Below are 18,506 nucleotides of genomic sequence, written 5' to 3'. Positions count from 1 at the left end.
CGGCTCCGGGGGCCCGTACCGGCCGTTCATCTCCCTGTCGGACCACATCGCGGCGCTCCGCGCGGCCCTCGGCACCGGGGAACTGTCCGGGCCCCGTCGGGGTCACGGTCCCCGAGCCGCTCACCCACCTTGAGGTGACCCGGGCGCTGGGCCGCGCCCTGCACCGCCCGGCGCTCGACGCCCTCGGCTTGGCACTCGACTCGGCGCTACGACCGGCGGGTTGAGGACCTCCCGGCTCTCGGCCGGGACCGGCCGACGCTCCCGGCGGGCGGGTGCGGGACCGGGACACCGGCCGCGCGCGCCGCGTGCGGAATCGTCCACCGCGCGGGACCATGGGCGTCCGGGCGCCCCCGCTGCGGGCCCCGGCGGAAGACGGGCGACAAGGAGGACGCCGTGTGCCGACTGTTCGGGCTGATCAGTTCCCCGCTCCGCAGCCACGCCACGTTCTGGCTGCTGGACGCCCCCGACAGTCTCAGCGCGCAGAGTCACCGCGAACCCGACGGAACCGGACTCGGCTACTTCGACGCGGACGGCACGCCACAGGTGCACAAGGCGCCGATCGCGGCCTATGAGGACCGGGTCTTCGCCAGGGAGGCCCGAGAGGTGGAGTCGGCCACCTTCCTCGCCCACATCCGCTACGCCTCGACCGGCGGACTGGACGTGCGCAACACGCATCCCTTCGAGCAGCACGGGCGGCTCTTCGCCCACAACGGGGTGATCGAGGGACTGGACGAACTCGACCGCCACCTGGGCGAGGACCGTTCGCTGGTGCACGGCGACACCGACTCCGAGCGCTTCTTCGCCCTGGTCACACGGGAGACCGCGGCACACGGCGGGGACGTGTCCGCCGGCCTGGAGTCGGCGGCACGCTGGGTCGCCGGGAACCTGCCCCTGTTCGCGCTCAACGTCGTCCTCGTCACCGCCCGGGAACTGTGGGCCCTGCGCTATCCCGCCACCCACGAGTTGTACGTCCTACGGCGCCCGGCGGGCGGTCACCAGGGATCGCGGCATCTGGACCACACCGGACGGGACGGCCGTCTGCGGGTGCGCTCGGCGCACCTCGGTGACCGTCCGTCCGTCGTCGTGGCCAGCGAGCGCCTGGACGAGAGCCCGCACTGGCAGCTCATGGCACCCGGCGAACTGCTCCACGTCGGTCCCGACCTTCGGGCGACCTCCCGCATCGCCCTGGCCGGTCCCCCGGCCCACCCGCTGGGCCTGTCCGATCTGCGCCCCGAAGCGGCGGCCTCGCAACGGCCCGCGTAGCCCGGCGGGCGTCCCAGTGATCCGACTCACCGACTCAAAACTTGCGCAACCCGTAAAATTTCCATCGTGGAGACTACCGAAGTGACGGGTTGGGAGACCGCCGTGCTCGACGGCGGGCCGGCGGACGGGCTGCGCATGAAGGTCTCCGACCGGCCGCGCGTGATCCAGGTGACGTGCCCCTGCCCGGTCGAGGCCGCACCGCCCGGAGGCATACGCGCGGAAGCGGTGTACCTGTACCGCCGCGACTACACCGTCATCACCGAGCCCCTGCGGTACGGCTTCGACGTCGCCAGCCCCTGACCGGCCGCCACGCGAGGTTCTTCGCGGCGGTCAGGCGTCGGAGTCGGGCTTGCCGCGTGCCGCCTTGTAGGCCTGGGCCGGGGTCATCGACACACCGTTGTAGGTGACCGTCCTGTAGGGGCTGACCTTGGCACAGGTCTTGGCCTGGTCGGCGGTGGAGGCGTGGGCGCCGCCGACGGCGGCCTGGGTGTCGGCGGGCGCGGGCGAGGAGTTGCCGCCCGGGTAGCCGGTACCGCTCGGCCAGTCGCTGCCGATGACCAGGGTCAGGCCGGTGCCGGTGCCCTGCTTCAGGTGCGCGGAGGACAGCCCGAGCGCCTTTGCGGCCGTCTTGGCCTCGTCCTTCTGACCGGGGCCGTAGGTGAGGGTGGTGGTCGCCGCGGGGCTCGGGGCGTTGGCCGTGGTGGTGGCGGTGCTGAAGCCCTGGTCGGTCAGCGCGGTCGCGATGTCCGAGGCACGGCCGGTGACCGATGTGCCGTTCTCGACCGTGACGGCGATCCGCGACGCCGGTACGGCCGGGGCGGTGGCCTTCGCGGTCGCCGAGGCCGCGGCGGACTTCTTGCCGGAGCCGGTGGTCAGCGACTGGTCGTTGGCGATGGTGGAGAACAGCGTCCTGGCACCCGAGCCCACGACGACCCGGTCCTTGTTGTTCGGGTCGGCGGCCGTCTGCATCGTCGTGAACGTCATCCGCTTCGTCGGCACCTTGTTCACGTCCGACGCGAGCGAGATCAGCTTCTTCACGCTGCCCAGTCCGTCGTCCACGGTCAGCGCCTTGGTGGCGGCGTCGGCCAGGTCGTAGACGGCACTGGGGTCGGTGAGCGTCCCGGCGCTCTTGAAGTTGCGGATCATCGCGCTGAGGAAGATGTGCTGCGAGATCGTACGGCCCAGGTCGCTGCCGTCGCCGAAGCCGTGCCGGGAGCGGACGAACTCCAGGGCCGCGACGCCCTTGAGGGTGTGGGATCCCTTGGACAGCTTCAGGTGCGAGTAGGTGTCGTAGACGTCGTCGGTGACGCAGACGGAGACACCGCCGACCGCGTCGGACATCTTCACGACGCCGGAGAAGTCGAGCTTGACGAAGTGGTCGATCGGGATCCCGGTGAGCTGGTGGACGGTGGCCACCTGGCAGGCGGGGCCGTACTGCAGCGCGCTGTTGATCTGGCCGTAGTACCCGGACGTGGACTGGCCCGTCTCGCTGTCCTTGCAGGCCGGGACCTTGGTCATGGTGTCGCGGGGAATGCTCATCACCGTCGCGTTGGAGCGGTCGGCGGATATGTGCACCACCATCTGCACGTCCGCGTTGCTGCCGGTCTGCACCCCGGTCTTCGAGCAGCCGCCGCCGAGCTTGCAGTCGGCCGCGCTGGTGCGGCCGTCCGAGCCCATGACCAGGATGTTGATCGGGGTGCGGCCGAACGCGTCGGCCTTCTCGCTGCCGCCCTTGCCGTCGAGCGAGACGCTGTGGATGTTGCCGTTCAGGTGCTCGTAGAACCACCAGCCCGCGCCCGCCGTGACCACGATGGCGGTCGAGAGGCTGATCCCGAGGACCTTCAGTACCCGCCTGCCGCGGCCCGCCGGACGGGCCCGGTGCCCCCGCCTGCCGCCGGAGCGGGCAGCCGCCCGGGCCGCGGCCCGGCCGCCCGCAGGACGCGGCCCGTCGGGCTCGCCCGCTCGCTGTCCGGGCACCCGCGCACCACGGCTGCGGGTGGCCTGGCCGGCGGGCCCGTCCCACGGGTCGCTCATCTCCCACTCCCCTGAAGGGTCGGGCCCCTCAGGCCGGGCCGTGGGGTGTACGGCCAGGCCCGCGCGGCGGTGTACGGGCGGGCGGAGCGCGTCGCTCCACCTTGCTTGCGTAGTTGCGCAATCTAACAAACCTGGGCCCGAACAGCACAGATCCACACACGATTCACAGGTGAGGCATCTCATGGAATCGCCAGGCGGACCGGGGCGGTACGGGAGCGGGAGTCTACGCGTCCCGCATAAGAAAGGAACCGGGTGTGGGTGAGAACGGCCGGTGCCGTCAGCCCCCGAGCCCGCGCAGCTCCTGGACGGGGAGCGAGGTGTTGGTGCTGCGCCGCAAGCGTGCGGTCAGCTGTCCCACCATCACGCGGACCAGGGTCACGACGTCGGGATCGTCGATGTAGTAGACCTGGCGTCGGCCTTCGCGGCGGGAGCGGACGAGTCCGGCGAGCTTCAGCTTCGCCAGGTGCTGGCTGACCGCGGGCAGCGCGCCGCCCACCCGGTCCGCGAGATGTGTGACATCGCTCTCCCGCTGCGACAAGGCCCACATCAGGTGCAGCCGGGCGGGAGAGGCGAGCAGCCCGAACGCCGCGGCGGCCTCCGCCAGCACCTCGGCCGGCGGGTCCTGGAAGCCAGCGGCGTTCTCCGTCACGGTCCCCTCCCGTCCCCGCCCTCGTCACAGCCGACGCACACGCGCCCACCCAGTGTAGGCGCCCGGCTCCAGGGACCCTCGCCCTGGCCCGGTCACTCCTCGTAGTAGTTGTTGACCTCGACGTCCGGCTCGTCGTCGTCGAACGCCTCGTTGAGCAGCGCGCCACCGATGAGGCCCGCCGCGCCGGCCCCGATGAGCGCCCCCGCGCCGAAGCGTCGGCCGCCGCTCTGCTGGTGGTGGTCGTGGTCCTCGTACGGCTGCGCGTATCCCTGATGGGGGTACCCCTGATGGGGATAACCCTGCTGGGGATAGCCCTGCTGGGGCGGGGTGTAGAAGGGCGGCGGCGTGGTCTGGACGCGCTGCGCGCAGGCGCCGCAGGTCTGGACGGGCCGGGGTACGCCCCACTGCGGGGACCAGGTCACGGTCACGACGCCCGGGCCGTGCTGGGGGTCGAAGAAGCAGGTCACGGTGGAACTCCCGGTGGGTTGCGGGGATGTGGGGTACGCCGGGGCCGACGGGGCGGCGACCGGTGGGTTCGGCGGGACGGGCGGCACATACGTCCCGGCGCTCGTCCGCGGTGCTGTGAGCGGGGCCGGACTCGGGCTCGGGGCGGAAGGAGGAGGCGGGTTCTGCCCGGGAGGCGAGGCCGGGCCCGGCGTTGCGGCCGGGGCCGGCTTCGCGGGCGTGTCCCGCAGCACCGTGACGCCGTAGTCGGCGGCGATGCCGGCGAGTCCCGAGGCGTAACCCTGGCCGACCGCACGGAACTTCCACTCCGCACCGTGGCGGTACAACTCGCCGAAGACCAGTGCGGTCTCGGCCGACAGGCCGCCGGCCGCGAGGTCGTAACGGGCCAGTTCGGTGCCGCTGTCCTGGTCGAGCACGCGGATGTACGCCCGGCGCACCTGCCGGAGGGTCTGGCCGCGGCCGGCGCCCTCGTGGTGGGACACCAGGAAGACGATCTTCTCGGCCCGGTCCGGGATCCTGGTCAGGTCGACCTGGATCCGCTGGTCGTCTCCGTCGACCGGAGTGCCGCCGCCCCCGTGCCGGACCGAGCCGTCGGGACTGCTCGGGTTGCCGGAGAAGACGACGTGCTCGTCGGACAGCACCCTGCCCGAGGCCTCGCAGAGCAGGGCGCCTGCGTCCGGTTCGCCACCGGTGTCCGCCTGCCAGCCCAGCCCGACCGTCACCGCGGTCAGTCCGGGGGCCTGCCTGCTGAGCGACACATTGCCGCCCTTGGTCAGGGACACACTCATCCACGTCCTCCACAGCCGCTCACACGTCCCGCATCCGTCATGACCAACGCTCCTGAGTCACTCTCAGTTCCCGGATTGCGCAATGTCTTAATCATGTAGCAGAACTTCGACGGGTCGTCGCCAGGGGCCAACTCGGCTTGCCCCACCGCCCCGAAGGCCCCCTAGGCTTGCGCAAGCAAGCAAACCAAGCATCGGCGTCCGGAGCACTCGGCGCGGATCTCGACCTGACTGGAGGACAACACCGTGGGCATCATCGGCTGGATCATCCTCGGCCTGCTCGCCGGAGCCATCGCCAAGGTGCTGCTGCCCGGCCGCGACCCGGGCGGGCTGATCGGCACCACCCTCATCGGCGTCGCCGGCGCCTTCGTCGGCGGCTGGCTCTCCGCCCGGTTCCTCGACCGCCCGGTGGAGAAGCACTTCTTCGACCTCTACACCTGGGGTGCGGCGATCGGCGGCTCGCTGGTCCTGCTCATCGGCTACCGCATCCTGTTCGGCAACTCCCGCGACTGATCCGGCCTCGGTCCGCACCACGAAACAAGCCGGGAGACCGCCCGGGCCGTCGGCAGCACCCAGGCCGTCGCCCGCGCGATCCGCGCCGCCGCGCTGGTCTCCCCCCGCCACGCCGCACCGACGCTCCCCGCGCCGACCGTGCCGGGGCCGCTCCCCCCTGCGTGTCGCCGCGCTGCTCGAAGCGCATCGGGCCGTATGCGTGCCTCGTGTCGAGGGCAACGGCCGGGTTGTGGCGACCCAGGCCGGGGCAGTGACCCGGTAGGCCTAGAGCGGACGGTTCCCTGTCTGTTTGTATGACCTCTGGAAGGCAGTTCAGGGAGGTCGCAGACATATGGTGTCCATGGAGAGCATTCTCGCGTTCGCGGCGATGTCCCTACTCGTGATCGTGATACCCGGGCCCAGCGTGCTGTTCGTGATCGGCAGAGCCCTCGCGCACGGCCGCCGCACAGCCCTCGCGACCGTCCTGGGCAACCTGATCGGTTCGTACCTGCTGGTGGCCGCTGTGGCGTGGGGCCTCGGCACGCTGGTGGAGACTTCCGCGGCGGTGTTCACGGGCGTGCGGCTGGCTGGTGCGGCGTATCTCGTCTACCTCGGCGTCCAGGTGTTTCGGCACCGCAAGGAGATGCGCGCGGCGGACATGGAGGCTCCGGCGGGTGAGCGGCGCGGCGATCTGCGCACGATCCTGGACGGCATCTTCGTGGGCTTCACCAACCCGAAGGGCCTCGTCTTCTTCGCGGCGGTGCTGCCGCAGTTCGTGAACCACTCGGCGGGCCGCGTCCCCCTTCAGATGATGCTGCTGGGGCTGGTCCCCATCTCCATCGGCATGATCACGGACACGCTCTGGGGACTGGGCGCCTCGGCGGCCCGTTCCTGGTTCGCCCGCTCGGACCGCCGCCTGTCGATGGTCGGCGGGGTGGGCGGCTTCGCGATGATCGGGCTGGGTGTCACCGTGGCAGCGACGGGCCGCGCCGACTAGCTCCCCCTGAGGTCAGTGACGGCCGGCAGCATGGCGCCCGGGGTGCTCATACTGGTCGTGGGCCAGAGTCCGCGGGGTAGATCGTCCGTCAGCGGTTGACTTGTCGAGTGGCGCGGTACCGCGCCGGTCAACTCCCTTGCCCGGTGCGTGGACGGCTGGGATTCCGGCCGTGGGCACCACGCTGCGAGCGACCGCGGGGGGAGGGACAAGGGCGACGGCTCCGCCGAACCCTCCCCCTGGGGGAGGCTGCACATTCGAATCGTGACGAGCTACTTGTCGATCGGCGACTTCTCCCGCGCCACCCACATGACCGTCAAGGCTCGGCGCCACTACCACGGGATCGGTCTGCCGGAGCCGGCCGACGTGGATGCGCAGACCGGGTATCGGGGCTACTCGGCGAGCAGATCCCCACGGCTCAGGTGGTGCGTGGCTTCCGGGGCCTCGGTATGCCCTTGGAGGAGACCAGGACCATCCTGACCGCCTCGGACGTGGCAACCCGCAAGCGGCACATCAGCGCGCACCTGCGCCGACTGGAGGAAGAGCTCGGCCGCACCCCGCGCGCGGTCGCGGCACTCCGCGACCTGCTGACGCCGCCCCCGTCCGGCAGCGCGCCCGCGATCGAGCTGCGCGGCGTCGGTACGGCCCCGGCTGCGGCCGTCACCGCGACGGTCGAGGCCCAGGACGTCACGAGCTGGTTCCAGGGCGCCCTGGGCGAACTGTTCGCGACCGTGGCCGGCCAGGGGCTGCGGGAGACCGGCCCCGCCGGAGGCGTGTACGGGGACGAGCTCTTCACCGTGCACCGGGGGCAGGCCACCGTCTTCGTGTCCTGCGACGGCCCCCTCCGGCCGCTCGGCCGGGTCGAGCGGCTCCACGTGCCGCCGGCGGAACTCGCCGTGATCGAGCACTGCGGCCCGCCCTCCGAAATCGACCGAGCCTAGGGCACGTTGGCCGCCCACGTTGCGCGTCACGCACTCGTCGTCGACGGCCCACCGCGCGAGTACCACCTGGCCGGCCAGCGCCAGACCGCGGACCGCGCACTGTGGCGGACCGAAGTCTGCCGGCCGGTCTTCCGCACCGGTGGGCCAGACCAACGGCCGCTGTCCGACAGCGACCCGGCGTGCACGACTCGGCAACGCTGAAGGTGCTCAGGCGGGAGACACCTGCTCCGTACGAGCGGCTTCACTTGCACGCCTCTGACGACCCGTGGGGCAGCCGCGACACTTTTCATCCCTACGGGTGAATCAGCGGATGGATGTCCGGACTCCTCCCGCTCTGTGCGGTGTGCTGGGCCACGCAGCCCTGACGCTGTCACAGGGCGGCCGTATCAGGACAGGGGGGCGGGACGTATGGGTGTCTTCGTTCTGGGCGCGTGGCTGCTGACCGCCGGTCTCGGCGGGTACCTCGCCACGGTGTGGGTCCGGCACGGTGGACTGCGGCAGCGCACGCCGGGCGTGACGCGGCTGCCGCTGTGGCTCGTGCTCGGCCATGTTGCTCTCGCCGTGGCCGGACTCGCCGCCTGGACCGCCTATGTGGTGGGAGGGGTGCGGAGTTCGGCCTGGGCGGCGTGCGCGGTCGTGCTGATCGTGGCCGCGTTCGGCTTCATGATGCTGCTGCGCTGGCTGCCCAGCTCCGGGCGCCACTCCCACGGCGGCGCCACGGCCGAGCGGCACTTCCCGCTCACGGCCGTGGTCGCCCACGGTACGACCGCCGGTGCCACCGTGCTGCTGGTGCTCCTCGTCGTCCTGGGCAAGGCCTGAGCGGCCGTACCGCGTCGGCGCATGCGGGAGCGTGGTTCACTTCCCTGAGGTCCGGCGGCGCGCGGCCACCAGCACCAGTCCGCCGACCGCCGTCACGGCCAGCGCCCCCGCGGCCAGCATCGGCGTGCCGTCGCTTCCCGTGGCGGCGAGGCTGCCACCGGTGCCGCCCGAACCGCCCGTCCCGGACGCGGTCGACATGGAGCCGGAACTGCCGGACGTCCCCGAGGTGCCCGACGTACCCGTGGTGCCGGTGGTGCCTGTCGCACCCGTCGTACCGGAGCCTCCGGTCGACTGGCCGTGCGGGTCGTTCTCCTGGCCTCCGGTACCCGTACCACTCGTGCCCGTACCAGCCGAGCCGCCACCTGTGCCCGTGCCGCCGTCGCCGGAGTTCCCGCCGTTCGCGGCGCCTCCGGAGGTGCTCGTGCCCGGGTCGCCGTCACGGGTCACGTCGACGTTCAGGTACGCCGTGTCGTTCGACGTGTTCCTGTCGAACGCCGGGTGGATGCCGTACACAGAGCTGACCGACACCTCGCCCCTGGTGTCCTGGGCCGTCTTGCCGATCTTGAGGACGAAGGTGTAGTCGAGGGACTGGTCGACCTCAAGGGTGTGGTCGCCGGGCGCGCACACGTACGTGGTGTGGCCCGGTTCCGACGGGCCGGTCGGGCCGTCGATCCCGAACGGCTCGCAGTCCCCGGGCACGTCGACGGCGACGGTGCCCTTCGGGATCCGCACCATCAGGGCCGGCTGGTCGTCGCTCTCCTGCTCGCGGACCCAGCCTGGCCCGACGTCGCGCAGCGTCGCGGTGACGGTCACCCGGCTGCCGGGCGTCCCTTCGGCGAGGTCTCCCTGCGCCTCCAGGTCGGCCGTGCTGTCCGCGGTCAGGGCCAGCCGCCGGTAGCTGTCGTCGAAGCCCTCCCTCGGTGTTTCGCCGGTGGGGCTCGTGCCGTACTCGACGGCCTCCATCAGCGCCTTGGGCAGCGCCTTGAACCGCACGGGCGTGGTGACGGTGGCGCCCGGCTCGACGGCCTTGTCCAGCTCGCACAGCGCCTGCCTGACATGGTCCGCGACGGTCGAGTAGGTGCACCCGTCCATGTGCGCCGGAAAGTCCAGGCCGCGGGTCAGCCGGATCCGGAAGGTCACTCCGTCCGCGGCCGCCGTGCCCTTGTTGGTGATGGTGACCGGCTGGTCGTACACCTCGCCGGGCTTGGGGGTGGCGGTCGGCAGGGTCGAGACCACCAGGTCGGGAGCGGGCTCCTCGGCGTGCGCCAGGGGTGCGGCGAGCACGGGCAGGCCGATGCCGATCGCGGCGGCGGCCACGCAGGTCGCCGCGGGGCGGAGGGCTGAGCGCACGTTGGATCTCCTCGAAGGCGCAGGACATGACCCGGCCCGCAGGGCCGGTTGATCATGTACTGGACACCCGGAAGGGCCCAGAGGTTGTACGGACACGTGAAGGGCCCGGAAGGTTGTCGGCAGGACACGCATCCTCGGCGGGATCCTGGGCAGCCGCCACGGTGAGGCAACCTCAGGTCAGGGATCGCCGAACGAGGACGAGGGACGCGTGGCAGACACCGCAGGCACCAACGAGCCGACCGCCCCGGACCGGCTGGTGATCAGCCGTACCACCGTGGACGACGTCACGGTCGTCACGGTGTCCGGCGAGATCGACTACCACACCTCCGGTCTGCTCCGCCAGGCACTGACGCCCGAAGAGTCCGCGACGCCGCCTCGCACCGTCGCGGACTTCACGGGCGTGGCGTTCATGGACTCCAGCGGCATCAACGTCCTCATCACCGCGCACCAGGCCCACGGCCCGGCCGGCTGGCTGCGCCTGGCCGGCGTGCGCTCAGCCGTCCTGCGCACCCTGGAGATCGTCGGCTTCACCGAACTCGTCGCCTGCTATCCCACGGTGAACGCGGCCGTGGCCGGCTGAGCTGCCCGGCCCAGGGCGGGCCGGCCCCGGGCCTGCGGGCACCCGTCGCCGGTCGGTGGCCGCCGGGCCTGGTGGGGCGGCGGAATCCGTGGTGTGCTGGGTAGTGGCGGGAAGGACCGAGAACAGACGCGGGGAAGCGGTCGGGAACCGCGCACCGCGCAATCCGGATCCGCGAGAAGCGGGTGGCCCTTCCCGCCCTGTCGTGGCGTCTCCGTGCGTCGCCGAGCGTCGCCGACACTGGCTGCACGCCTCACCGGCGACGGCCGCCGTCGCGCCGCGCCGCCCGCCGCGGCGCGGGGCGCGATCGGCACTCGGTCGGTGCGTAGGAGATACGCGTACGAGATACGCGCAGGCCCCGGCGTCCTTCGCTGCGGCACCGGACGCCGACGGGCCCTGTGCCGCGGACGGTTCTCGGACAAGACCGTGTCCGTGTGGTCTCTGTGACCACCCGCCCTCCCGCAGACCGGGGTGTGGTCTCGGATTCAGCCTCGTCCGCCGCTGAGGTTCCCCCACCGCGGCCCGAACTGCTTCCACTCCTCGTCCCACTCGGCCATGCGCCGCCGGATCAGCCGGCCGCGGACCAGCCATCCCGCGGCCCAGACCGCCGCGCCCGCCGACGGGGCGACAAGGGCGCCGGTGAGGGCCGCCTGCAGGTCCGCCGCGGCGCCGGTGACGGGCGGGGAGACCACATGGCCCGCGCGGTTGGTCCACACGGTCAGCGGGGATCCGGCGGGGGCGCCGGGCCGGACCTTGGCCTGGTCGGTGTGCACTCTGCCGTGCTCGTCCGTCCAGCGCACGGCGGCCCACACCCGCCCGTCGTCGTAGCCGCTTCCGGAGGTCGGGGTCCTGGCGGCGCCGTCCACGAGCACGGCGGGCACGGCGTGCACCTGGGCCTGCCGGGCGGAGAACGCCGAATCGGCGGTCTGTACCGCCGCCAGCCCGGCGACCACTCCCCCGAGCACGGCGACCACCCAGGTCGCCAGGACGATCCAGGCCTCGATGACGTCGCTGTGGCGCCTGAGCGGATTGCGTCGCCAGCGCCACAGCCGCACCCGGGCGACCGTCGTGGGAGGTGTCCGGTTCATCGTCACCGCCTCCTCTCGCGCGCACCGGCGGCTTCGCCGCACACTCCCCGCCCACCGCGCCGGGCGGGATCGCGCCGGGCGGGTGGCGAGCGGGCCCGGGGAGGTCTCCCGGACCCGTCCGTGGAGTGCCACGACACCATCCTGCACCTCAATCCGGATACCGGCGGTGCGAGTGCCGGACCGACCTCGGCCCGGGCCCTCGCGAACAGGGACGACCGGCCCTGCGGCCGAGGGCCGAAGGGCACTGTGCGGCCGGCGGAAGGCGGGGGACGGTTGATGCAGGAGCGGCACCGACCCCCGCGGTGTCGCTCCGTCCCCCTCCCGCCCGCCGCGCGCGAGGGCCCGGAGCAGGCGAGAAGCCCCCCACGCACCTGCGGAGAAGTCAGCCATGATCCATGACGACGGCCCGGCGCACCGGCGCATCGACCTCGACCCGGTCGAGGCGCTGCGGCTCCTGGGCAGCGTGCCCCTGGGCAGGATCGTTTTCACCCGCCAGGCACTGCCCACCGTCCGCCCGGTCAGCCACGTCATGGACGACGGTGACATCGTCATCCGCACCCACGAGGGTGCCGCCCTGACCGCGCATCCACGGGAGGGCGGCCAGGGCGTCGTCGTCGCCTATGAGGCCGACGCGCTCGACCCGGACACCCACCTGGGCTGGACCGTGGTGGTCACCGGCTACGCCCGGCTCGTCACCGAGGCGGCGGATCTGGCCCGGATCCGGGCGCTGCTCGCCCCCTGGCCGGCGCAGGAGGACAGGGACCACGCCGTGCGCATCCGCCCCTGCCTGGTCACTGGCGTGCTCCTCACCGACACGGCGGCCACGGCCCTCTCGGCGGAGGCTGCCGGCTGAGTGTCGTCCGGCGCATGGGGCGCCGGGGTCGTCGCGGTACGACGGCCGGGAAGGTGCGTACGACGGCTAGGAGGGGGTGAGCGGCAGATCGTCGGTGTAGGCGTTCACCGGCTGGGCGATGGGGCGGGTGTCCTTCACGTCGAGTGCGGCCGGCGCGGTCCTCGTGCCGAGAGTGCCCTGGGGGTGCCAGGTGCCGGTCACCGCGAGCCAGGTGTTCGCGGGCGGCGCCTCGGTGCCGTGGACGCGGATCTTGACGGTCTGTGAGTCCGCCGCGCAGCACGTGAAGATGATGCGGGTCAGGTAGAAGCCGTCGTCGTCCTCGGCCGGGGTGACGAAGCCCGTGAGCTGGACGATCCGGTTCCTGATGGCCCGGCTGCGGTCCTGCTGGACGCGTTTGGTGAAGTCGGTGAGGGTCAGGGGCAGCGGTGAGGTCGCGGGCAGCGCGGCGAATCCCTTCTGCACCGCGACGGGCTTGGTGTTCGAGCGTGCCGCGGTGTACGCGCCCAGGGCGGGCGGAGCGTAGCAGAGCAGGCTGATCGCCGGGAGGAACAGCAGCCAGGCGATGCGCGGGGTGGCGGCGTGGTCGTGTCCGTGCTCGTGTTCGTCGTGTGCCGTGGGGCGCTGTCCGTCCCCGACGGCCGCCGCGGCCAGGCCGAGCAGCAGCAGGACGACACCGGAGGCGATCAGCACGGGGCGCAGACCGGCCTTGACGTAGCGCAGGTAGATGTCGGTGAACAGGGCGGTGTGCAGCAGGCCGGTGCCGGTCAGGGTCAGGAGCAGGGCCTGGACTGGGCGTTTCACAGCAGGGCGCCTCCGATCAGGGCGCTCGCGGTGACCGCCACGACGGTGGTGGCGGTGGAGAACCGCCAGGCGAAGGCCCGCCCGAAGGTGCCCGCCTGAAGGGCGATCAGCTTCAGGTCGACCATGGGTCCGACCACCATGAACGCGAGCCGCGCGGTCGGGGAGAACCCGCTGAGGGAGGCGGCGACGAAAGCATCGGCCTCCGAGCAGACGGCCAGCAGCACGGCGAGGCCGGCCAGGAAGAGCACCGAGATCCAGGGTGAGCCGGAGAAGGTGTCGAGGACGGAGCGCGGCACGGCGACGTTGAAGGTGGCGGCGGCCATGGCGCCGAGGACGAGGAAGCCGCCGGCGTGCAGGAAGTCGTGCTGGAATCCGAGCCGGAACTCGTTCCAGCGGCTGTGGCCGTGCTCGTGACCGGTGTGCCGGTGCCGCAGGGCCGGCCGCAGCCACTCCTCCTTGCCCAGCCAGAGCCACAGCCAGCCCATCACGGCCGCCGCGGCGAGGGAGGCGAGCAGCCGGGCGGCGACCATCGCGGGGTTGCCGGGGAAGGCGACGGCGGTGGCGGTCAGCACGACGGGGTTGACGGCGGGCGCGGAGAGCAGGAAGGCGAAGGCGGCGGCCGGGGTGACACCGCGCCGGATCAGGCTGTTGGCGACGGGGACGGAGGCGCATTCGCACCCCGGCAGCACGGCGCCCGCGACGCCGGCGACCGGCACGGCGAGGGCGGGGCGCTTCGGGAGGATCTTGGTGAAGAGGTCGGCCGGCACGAAGGCGTTGATGGCACCGGACAGGGCGGTGCCGAGCAGGAGGAAGGGCAGCGCCTGGACGGTGATGGCCAGGCAGACGGTCCGCCAGGCCTGGACGGCCGGCTGGTTCAGCCACTGGGTGCCGGCGAGGAGGAGCACGGCGGCGCCGGCCGCGATCGCGAGGGCGGCGCCGAGCGGCCACGGCCGGATGCGGCGCAGGGGCGGCGAGCCGACGGGGACGGCGGCCACGCCGTCGACCACACCAACCAATTCATCCGATTTTTCCATTATCACTCCGGATGTCGGTGTCTGGCCGACGATAGGCGAGACATGCGCTCCGGCCGCGTGTACACGCCGCCGCATGGCCGGCCACGCGTCGCAATGCGTCCCATTGGTGGTGTCGGTGGCTCTTCTCACACTTCGCCCTCAACGGCCCGGAAGGTGACGGCTGCCACGTCGCACGGTGCACGTTTTGTTTACGTTCGGGGCCATGTCGTCTCGCCCCTCCCGCACTGCCGCACGCACCCGGACCGGCCTCCTCGTGGCCTCGGTCGCGGCCCTCCTCTCCGCCGGCGCCCTGCACCCGGCACCGGCCGCGGCTGCCTCCCCGCCGGTCGCGGCCCCGCACGCCACGGCCGCCGTGCTCGACCTGGACGGGCCCGGCCGCACCCCCGAGGTGCACGGGACGGACAGCGCGTACGACACCGCCAGCATCGTGAAGGTCGACATCCTCGCGACGCTGCTGCTCCAGGCCCAGGACGCGGGACGGGGGCTCACCGCCGAGGAACGCGGTCACGCCGAGCCGATGATCAAGCGCAGCGACAACACGGCGGCCAACGCGCTCTGGCGGCAGATCGGCCAGGCCTCCGGGCTGGCGGCGGCCAACAAGCGGCTGGGGCTGTCCTCGACCACGGGCGGCCCCGGCGTCAAGTGGGGGCTGACGCGGACGACCGCGAGCGACCAGATACGGCTGCTCAGGGCCGTGTTCGACGGCGGCACGGCGGCGAAGTCGGGCTCCCCCGCGCTGAACGCGGCATCCCGGGCCTACGTCCGCACCCTCATGGGCCAGGTCATCCCGGAGCAGACCTGGGGAGTCTCCGCCGCCGGCGGCCCAGGCTCCCCCCGGGTACTGAAGAACGGCTGGCTGCAACGCAACACCTCCGGCCTGTGGGACGTCAACAGCGTCGGCCAGGTCACCGTGAAGGGGCACCGCTACCTGGTCGCGGTCCTGTCGAACGGCAGCGCCTCGATGAGCGACGGCGTCTCCCTGGTGGAGAGGACGGCCCGCCAGGCTGTCGCGTGAGGCCACCCCTCGTCACGGGCCCGCCGGACGGCGGGCCCGGACCACGGCGGTGAGGGTGAGGGCCGCCAGAGCGGCCAGACAGAGCCAGGCGAAGGCGTCGCCGATGCGGTCGTAGACCGTGGTGACGCCGCGCACGGGCACGTTGGCGACCGTGGTCTGGCGGCCGGTCGTGAAGTAGTCGCCGGTGGCGAGGAGCTGGCCCTGGGCGTCGTACGCGGCCGAGACGCCCTCCGCGTCCTGGCGGAACAGCGCGTAGCCGCCCTCGACGGCGGCCAGGGCCGCCTTGCCGGTGTGCGCGCCGCCGTACTCCTTCCAGTCGTGCGCGGGCACGAGCATGATGTCGGCCCGGGTGCGCATCAGGGCCGGGAAGTCGGCGTCGTAGCAGATCACGTTGGCGAGCCGGCCGTACGGGGTACGCACGACCGGCACAGGGCCGTCGCCGGGCGTGAACCGCTCCGAACCGGGGATCGGGTGGACCTTCTGGTAGGTCCGGAGGACCGTGCCGCAGGGGTCGATGAGGAGCGCCTCGTTCCGGCCGTAGGCGGGCGCGGTGGTGCTGTGGACGCGCACCCCGATCTCCAGGTAGACGTGTGAGCTCCGGGCCTCGGCCCGGGCGGCGGCGATGGCGGCGAACTCCTGCGACTCCTGGGTCCTGACGCCTTCCTCGGGCCAGACCACGATCTTCGCGCCCCTGTTCGCCCATCGCGCCGGTCTCGTCGCGGACGCGGTGGAGGTCGGGCCGCCCGGTCCGCCGGCCGGCGCCGACGGCTGAGAGAGCGGCTGCCGGAGCCTGCCGGGGCGGGCCGGGCCCGGTGGCTCAAACCATGTCTCCGGCGCCTGTGACGCGCCTGTGACAGTCGGCGGACAGCGCCATGACGTCCGGAGAGCAGCCTGGAGCAATCAGGGCAAAACGCCCTAAACGGCCAGGCATCTCGCCGGAGGACCCCACATGAGCCCCACTCTCGCCCTGCCGCACACCGAGGCCCCCGCCCCCGTCGCGCTGGCTCCGCGCGAGCGGGAGACGCTCCGGCACATCGCCGCCGGCCGCACCTATCTGCAGACCGCCCGCCACATGGGACTGTCCACCCACACCGTGGACGCCTATCTGCGCCGCATCCGGGCCAAGCTCAACATCACCAACACGGCCGAGCTGACCCGCACGGCCATCGCCCTGGGCCTGTGACGCACAGGGTCGTACGGCGGCGGATTCCTCCCCGGGCCCACGCGCCGGCCGTGCGGAACGGGCGGCCGGCCACGAGGTTCCGTGGACCGGGCCGCTCCTCCGGGCAGCGGCGCGTGGGCCGGTCTTTTGCGGGGGGTCAGCCGACGGTCAGGGAGAACGGTCCGGCCAGGACCGAGTAGCCGTCGTTGGCGAGGTAGTACACGTCGTACGTGCCCGCGCCGCTCAGTTTGCCGGTGGACAGGGTGACGGCGCCGCTGGCGTTCGGGGCGTAGGACCAGGTGAGCGAGGACTGCTTGCCGGGGGTGACGCCCGCCGGGTAGACGCCGATCCAGTTCTTGGCACTCACCTGCGCCGCCGACGGCACCGAGTAGCGGAAGGTGACGTTGCCGCCGCCCGCGACGGCGTTCAGGTCGCCGGTGAGCGTCGGCACGGTCGCGGTGGACGGCGCGAACGCGGCGTTGAGCGGTGTCGCGTAGGTGTCGTTGGCCGTCAGGCCGGGCAGGCCGAGGGCCGCCTCGATGGTGCGGCCGATGCCGTAGTGGTCGTAGTGCAGCGGGCTGCTGGTGCCGGCCGGGACGGTGCCCTGGGAGCCTACGAGGGTGGTGACGATGTGGTTGTAGCCCTCGTTCGCGCTCTCGTCCCAGGTCAGCACGAGCAGCGAGCGCTGCTGGGTCCAGGCCGGGGAGGCGAGGACCGGGGCGAGGGTCTGCTTCAGCCAGCCGTCCTGGGTCTTCAGGCTGGTGGCGTTGCCGTTGCCCGAGGCCTCGCCGTCGTAGTAGTCGTCGGCGGCGATCCAGGAGAAGTCCGGGGTGGTGGTCGCGGACTTCAGGTCGGTGGTCAGCTGGGTGGTGTCGAACAGGTGGGCCGCGCAGCGTGTGGCGTCTGCGCTGACGTCGGTGTAGTTGATGAAGGGCGCGTCGTCGGGCTCGTAGTAACTGTCGTTGTTGTTCTTGGTGTTGCAGGGCGTGCCCATGCCCTGTTCGTAGGCCTTCCAGCTCTTGCCGGCCGCCTCGATGGTGTCGCCGAGGTTGCGCTGCGGGGAGTTGATGTTGGGCCAGTAGGTGGCACCCTTGGCGTAGGTGTCACCGCCGGCGACGGCGAGGTAGTTCTCGTCGCTCGGGTGGTAGACGCCGTGGAAGTCGGTGAGGGTGGCGCCCTGGGTCATGAGGCTGTGCATGTACGGCGTGTCCGCCGGATCGTTCATGACCTCGGAGTAGTCCGTGTTCTCCATCATGACCATGAACACATGGTCGTAGCCGGGGACCTTGGAGACGGGCGGGGCGAGCGGGGCCGGTGCGGTGACCGGGGTGTCCAGGGTAAGGGAGAGGTTGTCGAGGTAGCCGGTCTCGCTGCTCGTCGACAGGAACTGCACCTCGGCCTGGATGGACCGGGTGCCCGCCGGGACAGCTCCGGTGGTGCTGCGCGAGAGGAACTTGGTGGCCAGGCCCCGGTCGCTCGCGGACACGGTGGGCAGCTTGGCGGTGGCGCCGACCGGGCGGCCGCTGCCGTCGTGGAAGTGCAGGCTCACCGCGACGTATCCGCTGTGGGTGGTCCAGCCGCCGAGCCAGCCCGAGAGATTGTAGTGCACGCCGCCGCCGTCGATGGCGGAGGCGGCCGAGGAGACGTCGACGGTCTGGCTCATGGAGCCGTCACCGAAGTTGCCGGGCCCGAAGAACGCCTTTCCCGGTGTGCCGCCGTCGCCGGGCAGCCCGAAGGAGGCGACGCTGTGGCACATGACGTCCGGCCCGCCGGCCTGGGTGGTCCAGCCGGGCAGCGTGGTGGCCGCCGACCAGTCCTGGGTGCAGTAACCGCCGCTCTCCGCATCGCCGTTGACGATCAGGTTGCCGCTGCTCCCGGCCGCCCCGGCGGGGGCGGGAGCGACGACGATCAGTGCGCCGAGGAGGGCCAGGAGCCCGCCGAGGGATCTCCAGCGCAGTCGCATACGTGGTACCTCGTCCTGTGGGTGATGATGCCGTGAGGGTGCTGGCCTCACGGCCTGACTGTGCGCAACGAACGGGACATGAGTACGGGACGCCGCTGTCGAGCGGAAGAACCACGACCAAACTTGACCAGACAAGTTCGCGGCGGACAGGGCTCGGTGCACCGCGACGGCCGTGCCGGGCTTTTCGGTCGCGCCGGAAGGGGCACGCGGCAGGGGTACGA

At 72.2% G+C, this 18,506-nt stretch carries 19 protein-coding genes; 10 read left to right on the top strand and 9 right to left on the bottom strand.

All coding sequences use genetic code 11. From position 1 onward, the window contains the following. Positions 1-393 precede the first annotated feature (393 nt). Complete coding sequence (locus IO33_RS0106775; RefSeq protein ID WP_031161329.1) at positions 394-1,263, top strand: class II glutamine amidotransferase; 870 nt, start codon at positions 394-396, stop codon at positions 1,261-1,263. Between the two features lie 66 nt (positions 1,264-1,329). Further along, positions 1,330-1,563 (top strand): hypothetical protein, encoded by a 234-nt coding sequence (locus IO33_RS0106770; RefSeq protein ID WP_031161327.1) that lies wholly within the window; start codon positions 1,330-1,332, stop codon positions 1,561-1,563. Positions 1,564-1,593: 30 nt separating this feature from the next. On the opposite strand, the gene IO33_RS0106765 is transcribed toward IO33_RS0106770, so the two are convergent. From IO33_RS0106765 to IO33_RS53480, 3 genes are all read right to left on the bottom strand, one after another. Continuing rightward, a complete protein-coding gene (locus tag IO33_RS0106765; RefSeq protein WP_031161326.1) occupies positions 1,594-3,297 on the bottom strand; it encodes an LCP family protein in 1,704 nt (567 codons plus the stop codon). Positions 3,298-3,574: 277 nt separating this feature from the next. After that, complete coding sequence (locus tag IO33_RS0106760; RefSeq protein ID WP_037685007.1) at positions 3,575-3,946, bottom strand: ArsR/SmtB family transcription factor; 372 nt, start codon at positions 3,944-3,946, stop codon at positions 3,575-3,577. A 92-nt stretch (positions 3,947-4,038) separates the two neighbouring features. Next, a complete protein-coding gene (locus IO33_RS53480; protein WP_031161324.1) occupies positions 4,039-5,199 on the bottom strand; it encodes a TerD family protein in 1,161 nt (386 codons plus the stop codon). Between the two features lie 243 nt (positions 5,200-5,442). Here IO33_RS53480 and IO33_RS0106750 point away from each other — a divergent pair, with 243 nt between their 5' ends. From IO33_RS0106750 to IO33_RS0106735, 4 genes are all read left to right on the top strand, one after another. Then, entirely contained in the window at positions 5,443-5,709 is a 267-nt protein-coding gene (locus IO33_RS0106750; protein WP_031161323.1) for a GlsB/YeaQ/YmgE family stress response membrane protein, read from the top strand. A 331-nt stretch (positions 5,710-6,040) separates the two neighbouring features. After that, complete coding sequence (locus IO33_RS0106745; RefSeq protein ID WP_031161321.1) at positions 6,041-6,685, top strand: LysE family translocator; 645 nt, start codon at positions 6,041-6,043, stop codon at positions 6,683-6,685. A 452-nt stretch (positions 6,686-7,137) separates the two neighbouring features. Beyond that, a complete protein-coding gene (locus IO33_RS52270; protein ID WP_245235719.1) occupies positions 7,138-7,623 on the top strand; it encodes a GyrI-like domain-containing protein in 486 nt (161 codons plus the stop codon). 408 nt (positions 7,624-8,031) lie between these two features. Beyond that, a complete protein-coding gene (locus IO33_RS0106735; RefSeq protein ID WP_031161319.1) occupies positions 8,032-8,442 on the top strand; it encodes a hypothetical protein in 411 nt (136 codons plus the stop codon). A gap of 36 nt (positions 8,443-8,478) precedes the next feature. Here IO33_RS0106735 and IO33_RS0106730 read toward each other — a convergent pair whose 3' ends face one another. Continuing rightward, positions 8,479-9,792, bottom strand: a complete 1,314-nt coding sequence (locus IO33_RS0106730) for a hypothetical protein (protein WP_031161317.1) — start codon at positions 9,790-9,792, stop codon at positions 8,479-8,481. Between the two features lie 208 nt (positions 9,793-10,000). Between IO33_RS0106730 and IO33_RS0106725 the strand changes: the two genes are divergently transcribed. Beyond that, positions 10,001-10,372 carry an STAS domain-containing protein gene (locus IO33_RS0106725; protein WP_031161314.1) on the top strand — a complete coding sequence of 124 codons (372 nt, stop codon included), beginning with the start codon at positions 10,001-10,003 and terminating at the stop codon, positions 10,370-10,372. A gap of 482 nt (positions 10,373-10,854) precedes the next feature. On the opposite strand, the gene IO33_RS0106720 is transcribed toward IO33_RS0106725, so the two are convergent. Beyond that, entirely contained in the window at positions 10,855-11,457 is a 603-nt protein-coding gene (locus IO33_RS0106720; protein WP_031161312.1) for an Rv1733c family protein, read from the bottom strand. 388 nt (positions 11,458-11,845) lie between these two features. Here IO33_RS0106720 and IO33_RS0106715 point away from each other — a divergent pair, with 388 nt between their 5' ends. Beyond that, positions 11,846-12,310 carry a pyridoxamine 5'-phosphate oxidase family protein gene (locus tag IO33_RS0106715; protein ID WP_031161309.1) on the top strand — a complete coding sequence of 155 codons (465 nt, stop codon included), beginning with the start codon at positions 11,846-11,848 and terminating at the stop codon, positions 12,308-12,310. A 66-nt stretch (positions 12,311-12,376) separates the two neighbouring features. Here IO33_RS0106715 and IO33_RS0106710 read toward each other — a convergent pair whose 3' ends face one another. Then, positions 12,377-13,111: a TIGR03943 family putative permease subunit gene (locus IO33_RS0106710; RefSeq protein ID WP_031161307.1), complete on the bottom strand. Its 735-nt coding sequence runs from the start codon at positions 13,109-13,111 to the stop codon at positions 12,377-12,379. Then, positions 13,108-14,145: a permease gene (locus IO33_RS0106705; protein ID WP_245235718.1), complete on the bottom strand. Its 1,038-nt coding sequence runs from the start codon at positions 14,143-14,145 to the stop codon at positions 13,108-13,110. Before IO33_RS0106705 ends, IO33_RS0106710 begins: the two co-directional genes overlap by 4 nt. 202 nt (positions 14,146-14,347) lie before the next feature. On the opposite strand from IO33_RS0106705, the gene IO33_RS0106700 reads away from it, so the two are divergent. Next, a complete protein-coding gene (locus tag IO33_RS0106700) occupies positions 14,348-15,160 on the top strand; it encodes a serine hydrolase (protein WP_031161303.1) in 813 nt (270 codons plus the stop codon). A 12-nt stretch (positions 15,161-15,172) separates the two neighbouring features. On the opposite strand, the gene IO33_RS0106695 is transcribed toward IO33_RS0106700, so the two are convergent. Next, the gene (locus IO33_RS0106695; RefSeq protein ID WP_078963364.1) at positions 15,173-16,060 is read right to left on the bottom strand and encodes a nitrilase-related carbon-nitrogen hydrolase; all 888 of its coding nucleotides are present in this window, start codon (positions 16,058-16,060) and stop codon (positions 15,173-15,175) included. Between the two features lie 49 nt (positions 16,061-16,109). Between IO33_RS0106695 and IO33_RS0106690 the strand changes: the two genes are divergently transcribed. Then, on the top strand, positions 16,110-16,343 hold the full coding sequence (locus tag IO33_RS0106690; protein WP_031161299.1) for a response regulator transcription factor: 234 nt from the start codon (positions 16,110-16,112) through the stop codon (positions 16,341-16,343). A gap of 136 nt (positions 16,344-16,479) precedes the next feature. Here IO33_RS0106690 and IO33_RS0106685 read toward each other — a convergent pair whose 3' ends face one another. Then, a complete protein-coding gene (locus IO33_RS0106685; protein WP_031161297.1) occupies positions 16,480-18,285 on the bottom strand; it encodes an alkaline phosphatase family protein in 1,806 nt (601 codons plus the stop codon). Positions 18,286-18,506: the final 221 nt, after the last annotated feature.

Source organism: Streptomyces durhamensis, from assembly GCF_000725475.1.
GTDB lineage: Bacteria > Actinomycetota > Actinomycetes > Streptomycetales > Streptomycetaceae > Streptomyces > Streptomyces filipinensis.
This window is presented reverse-complemented; position numbering and strand designations above follow the sequence as displayed.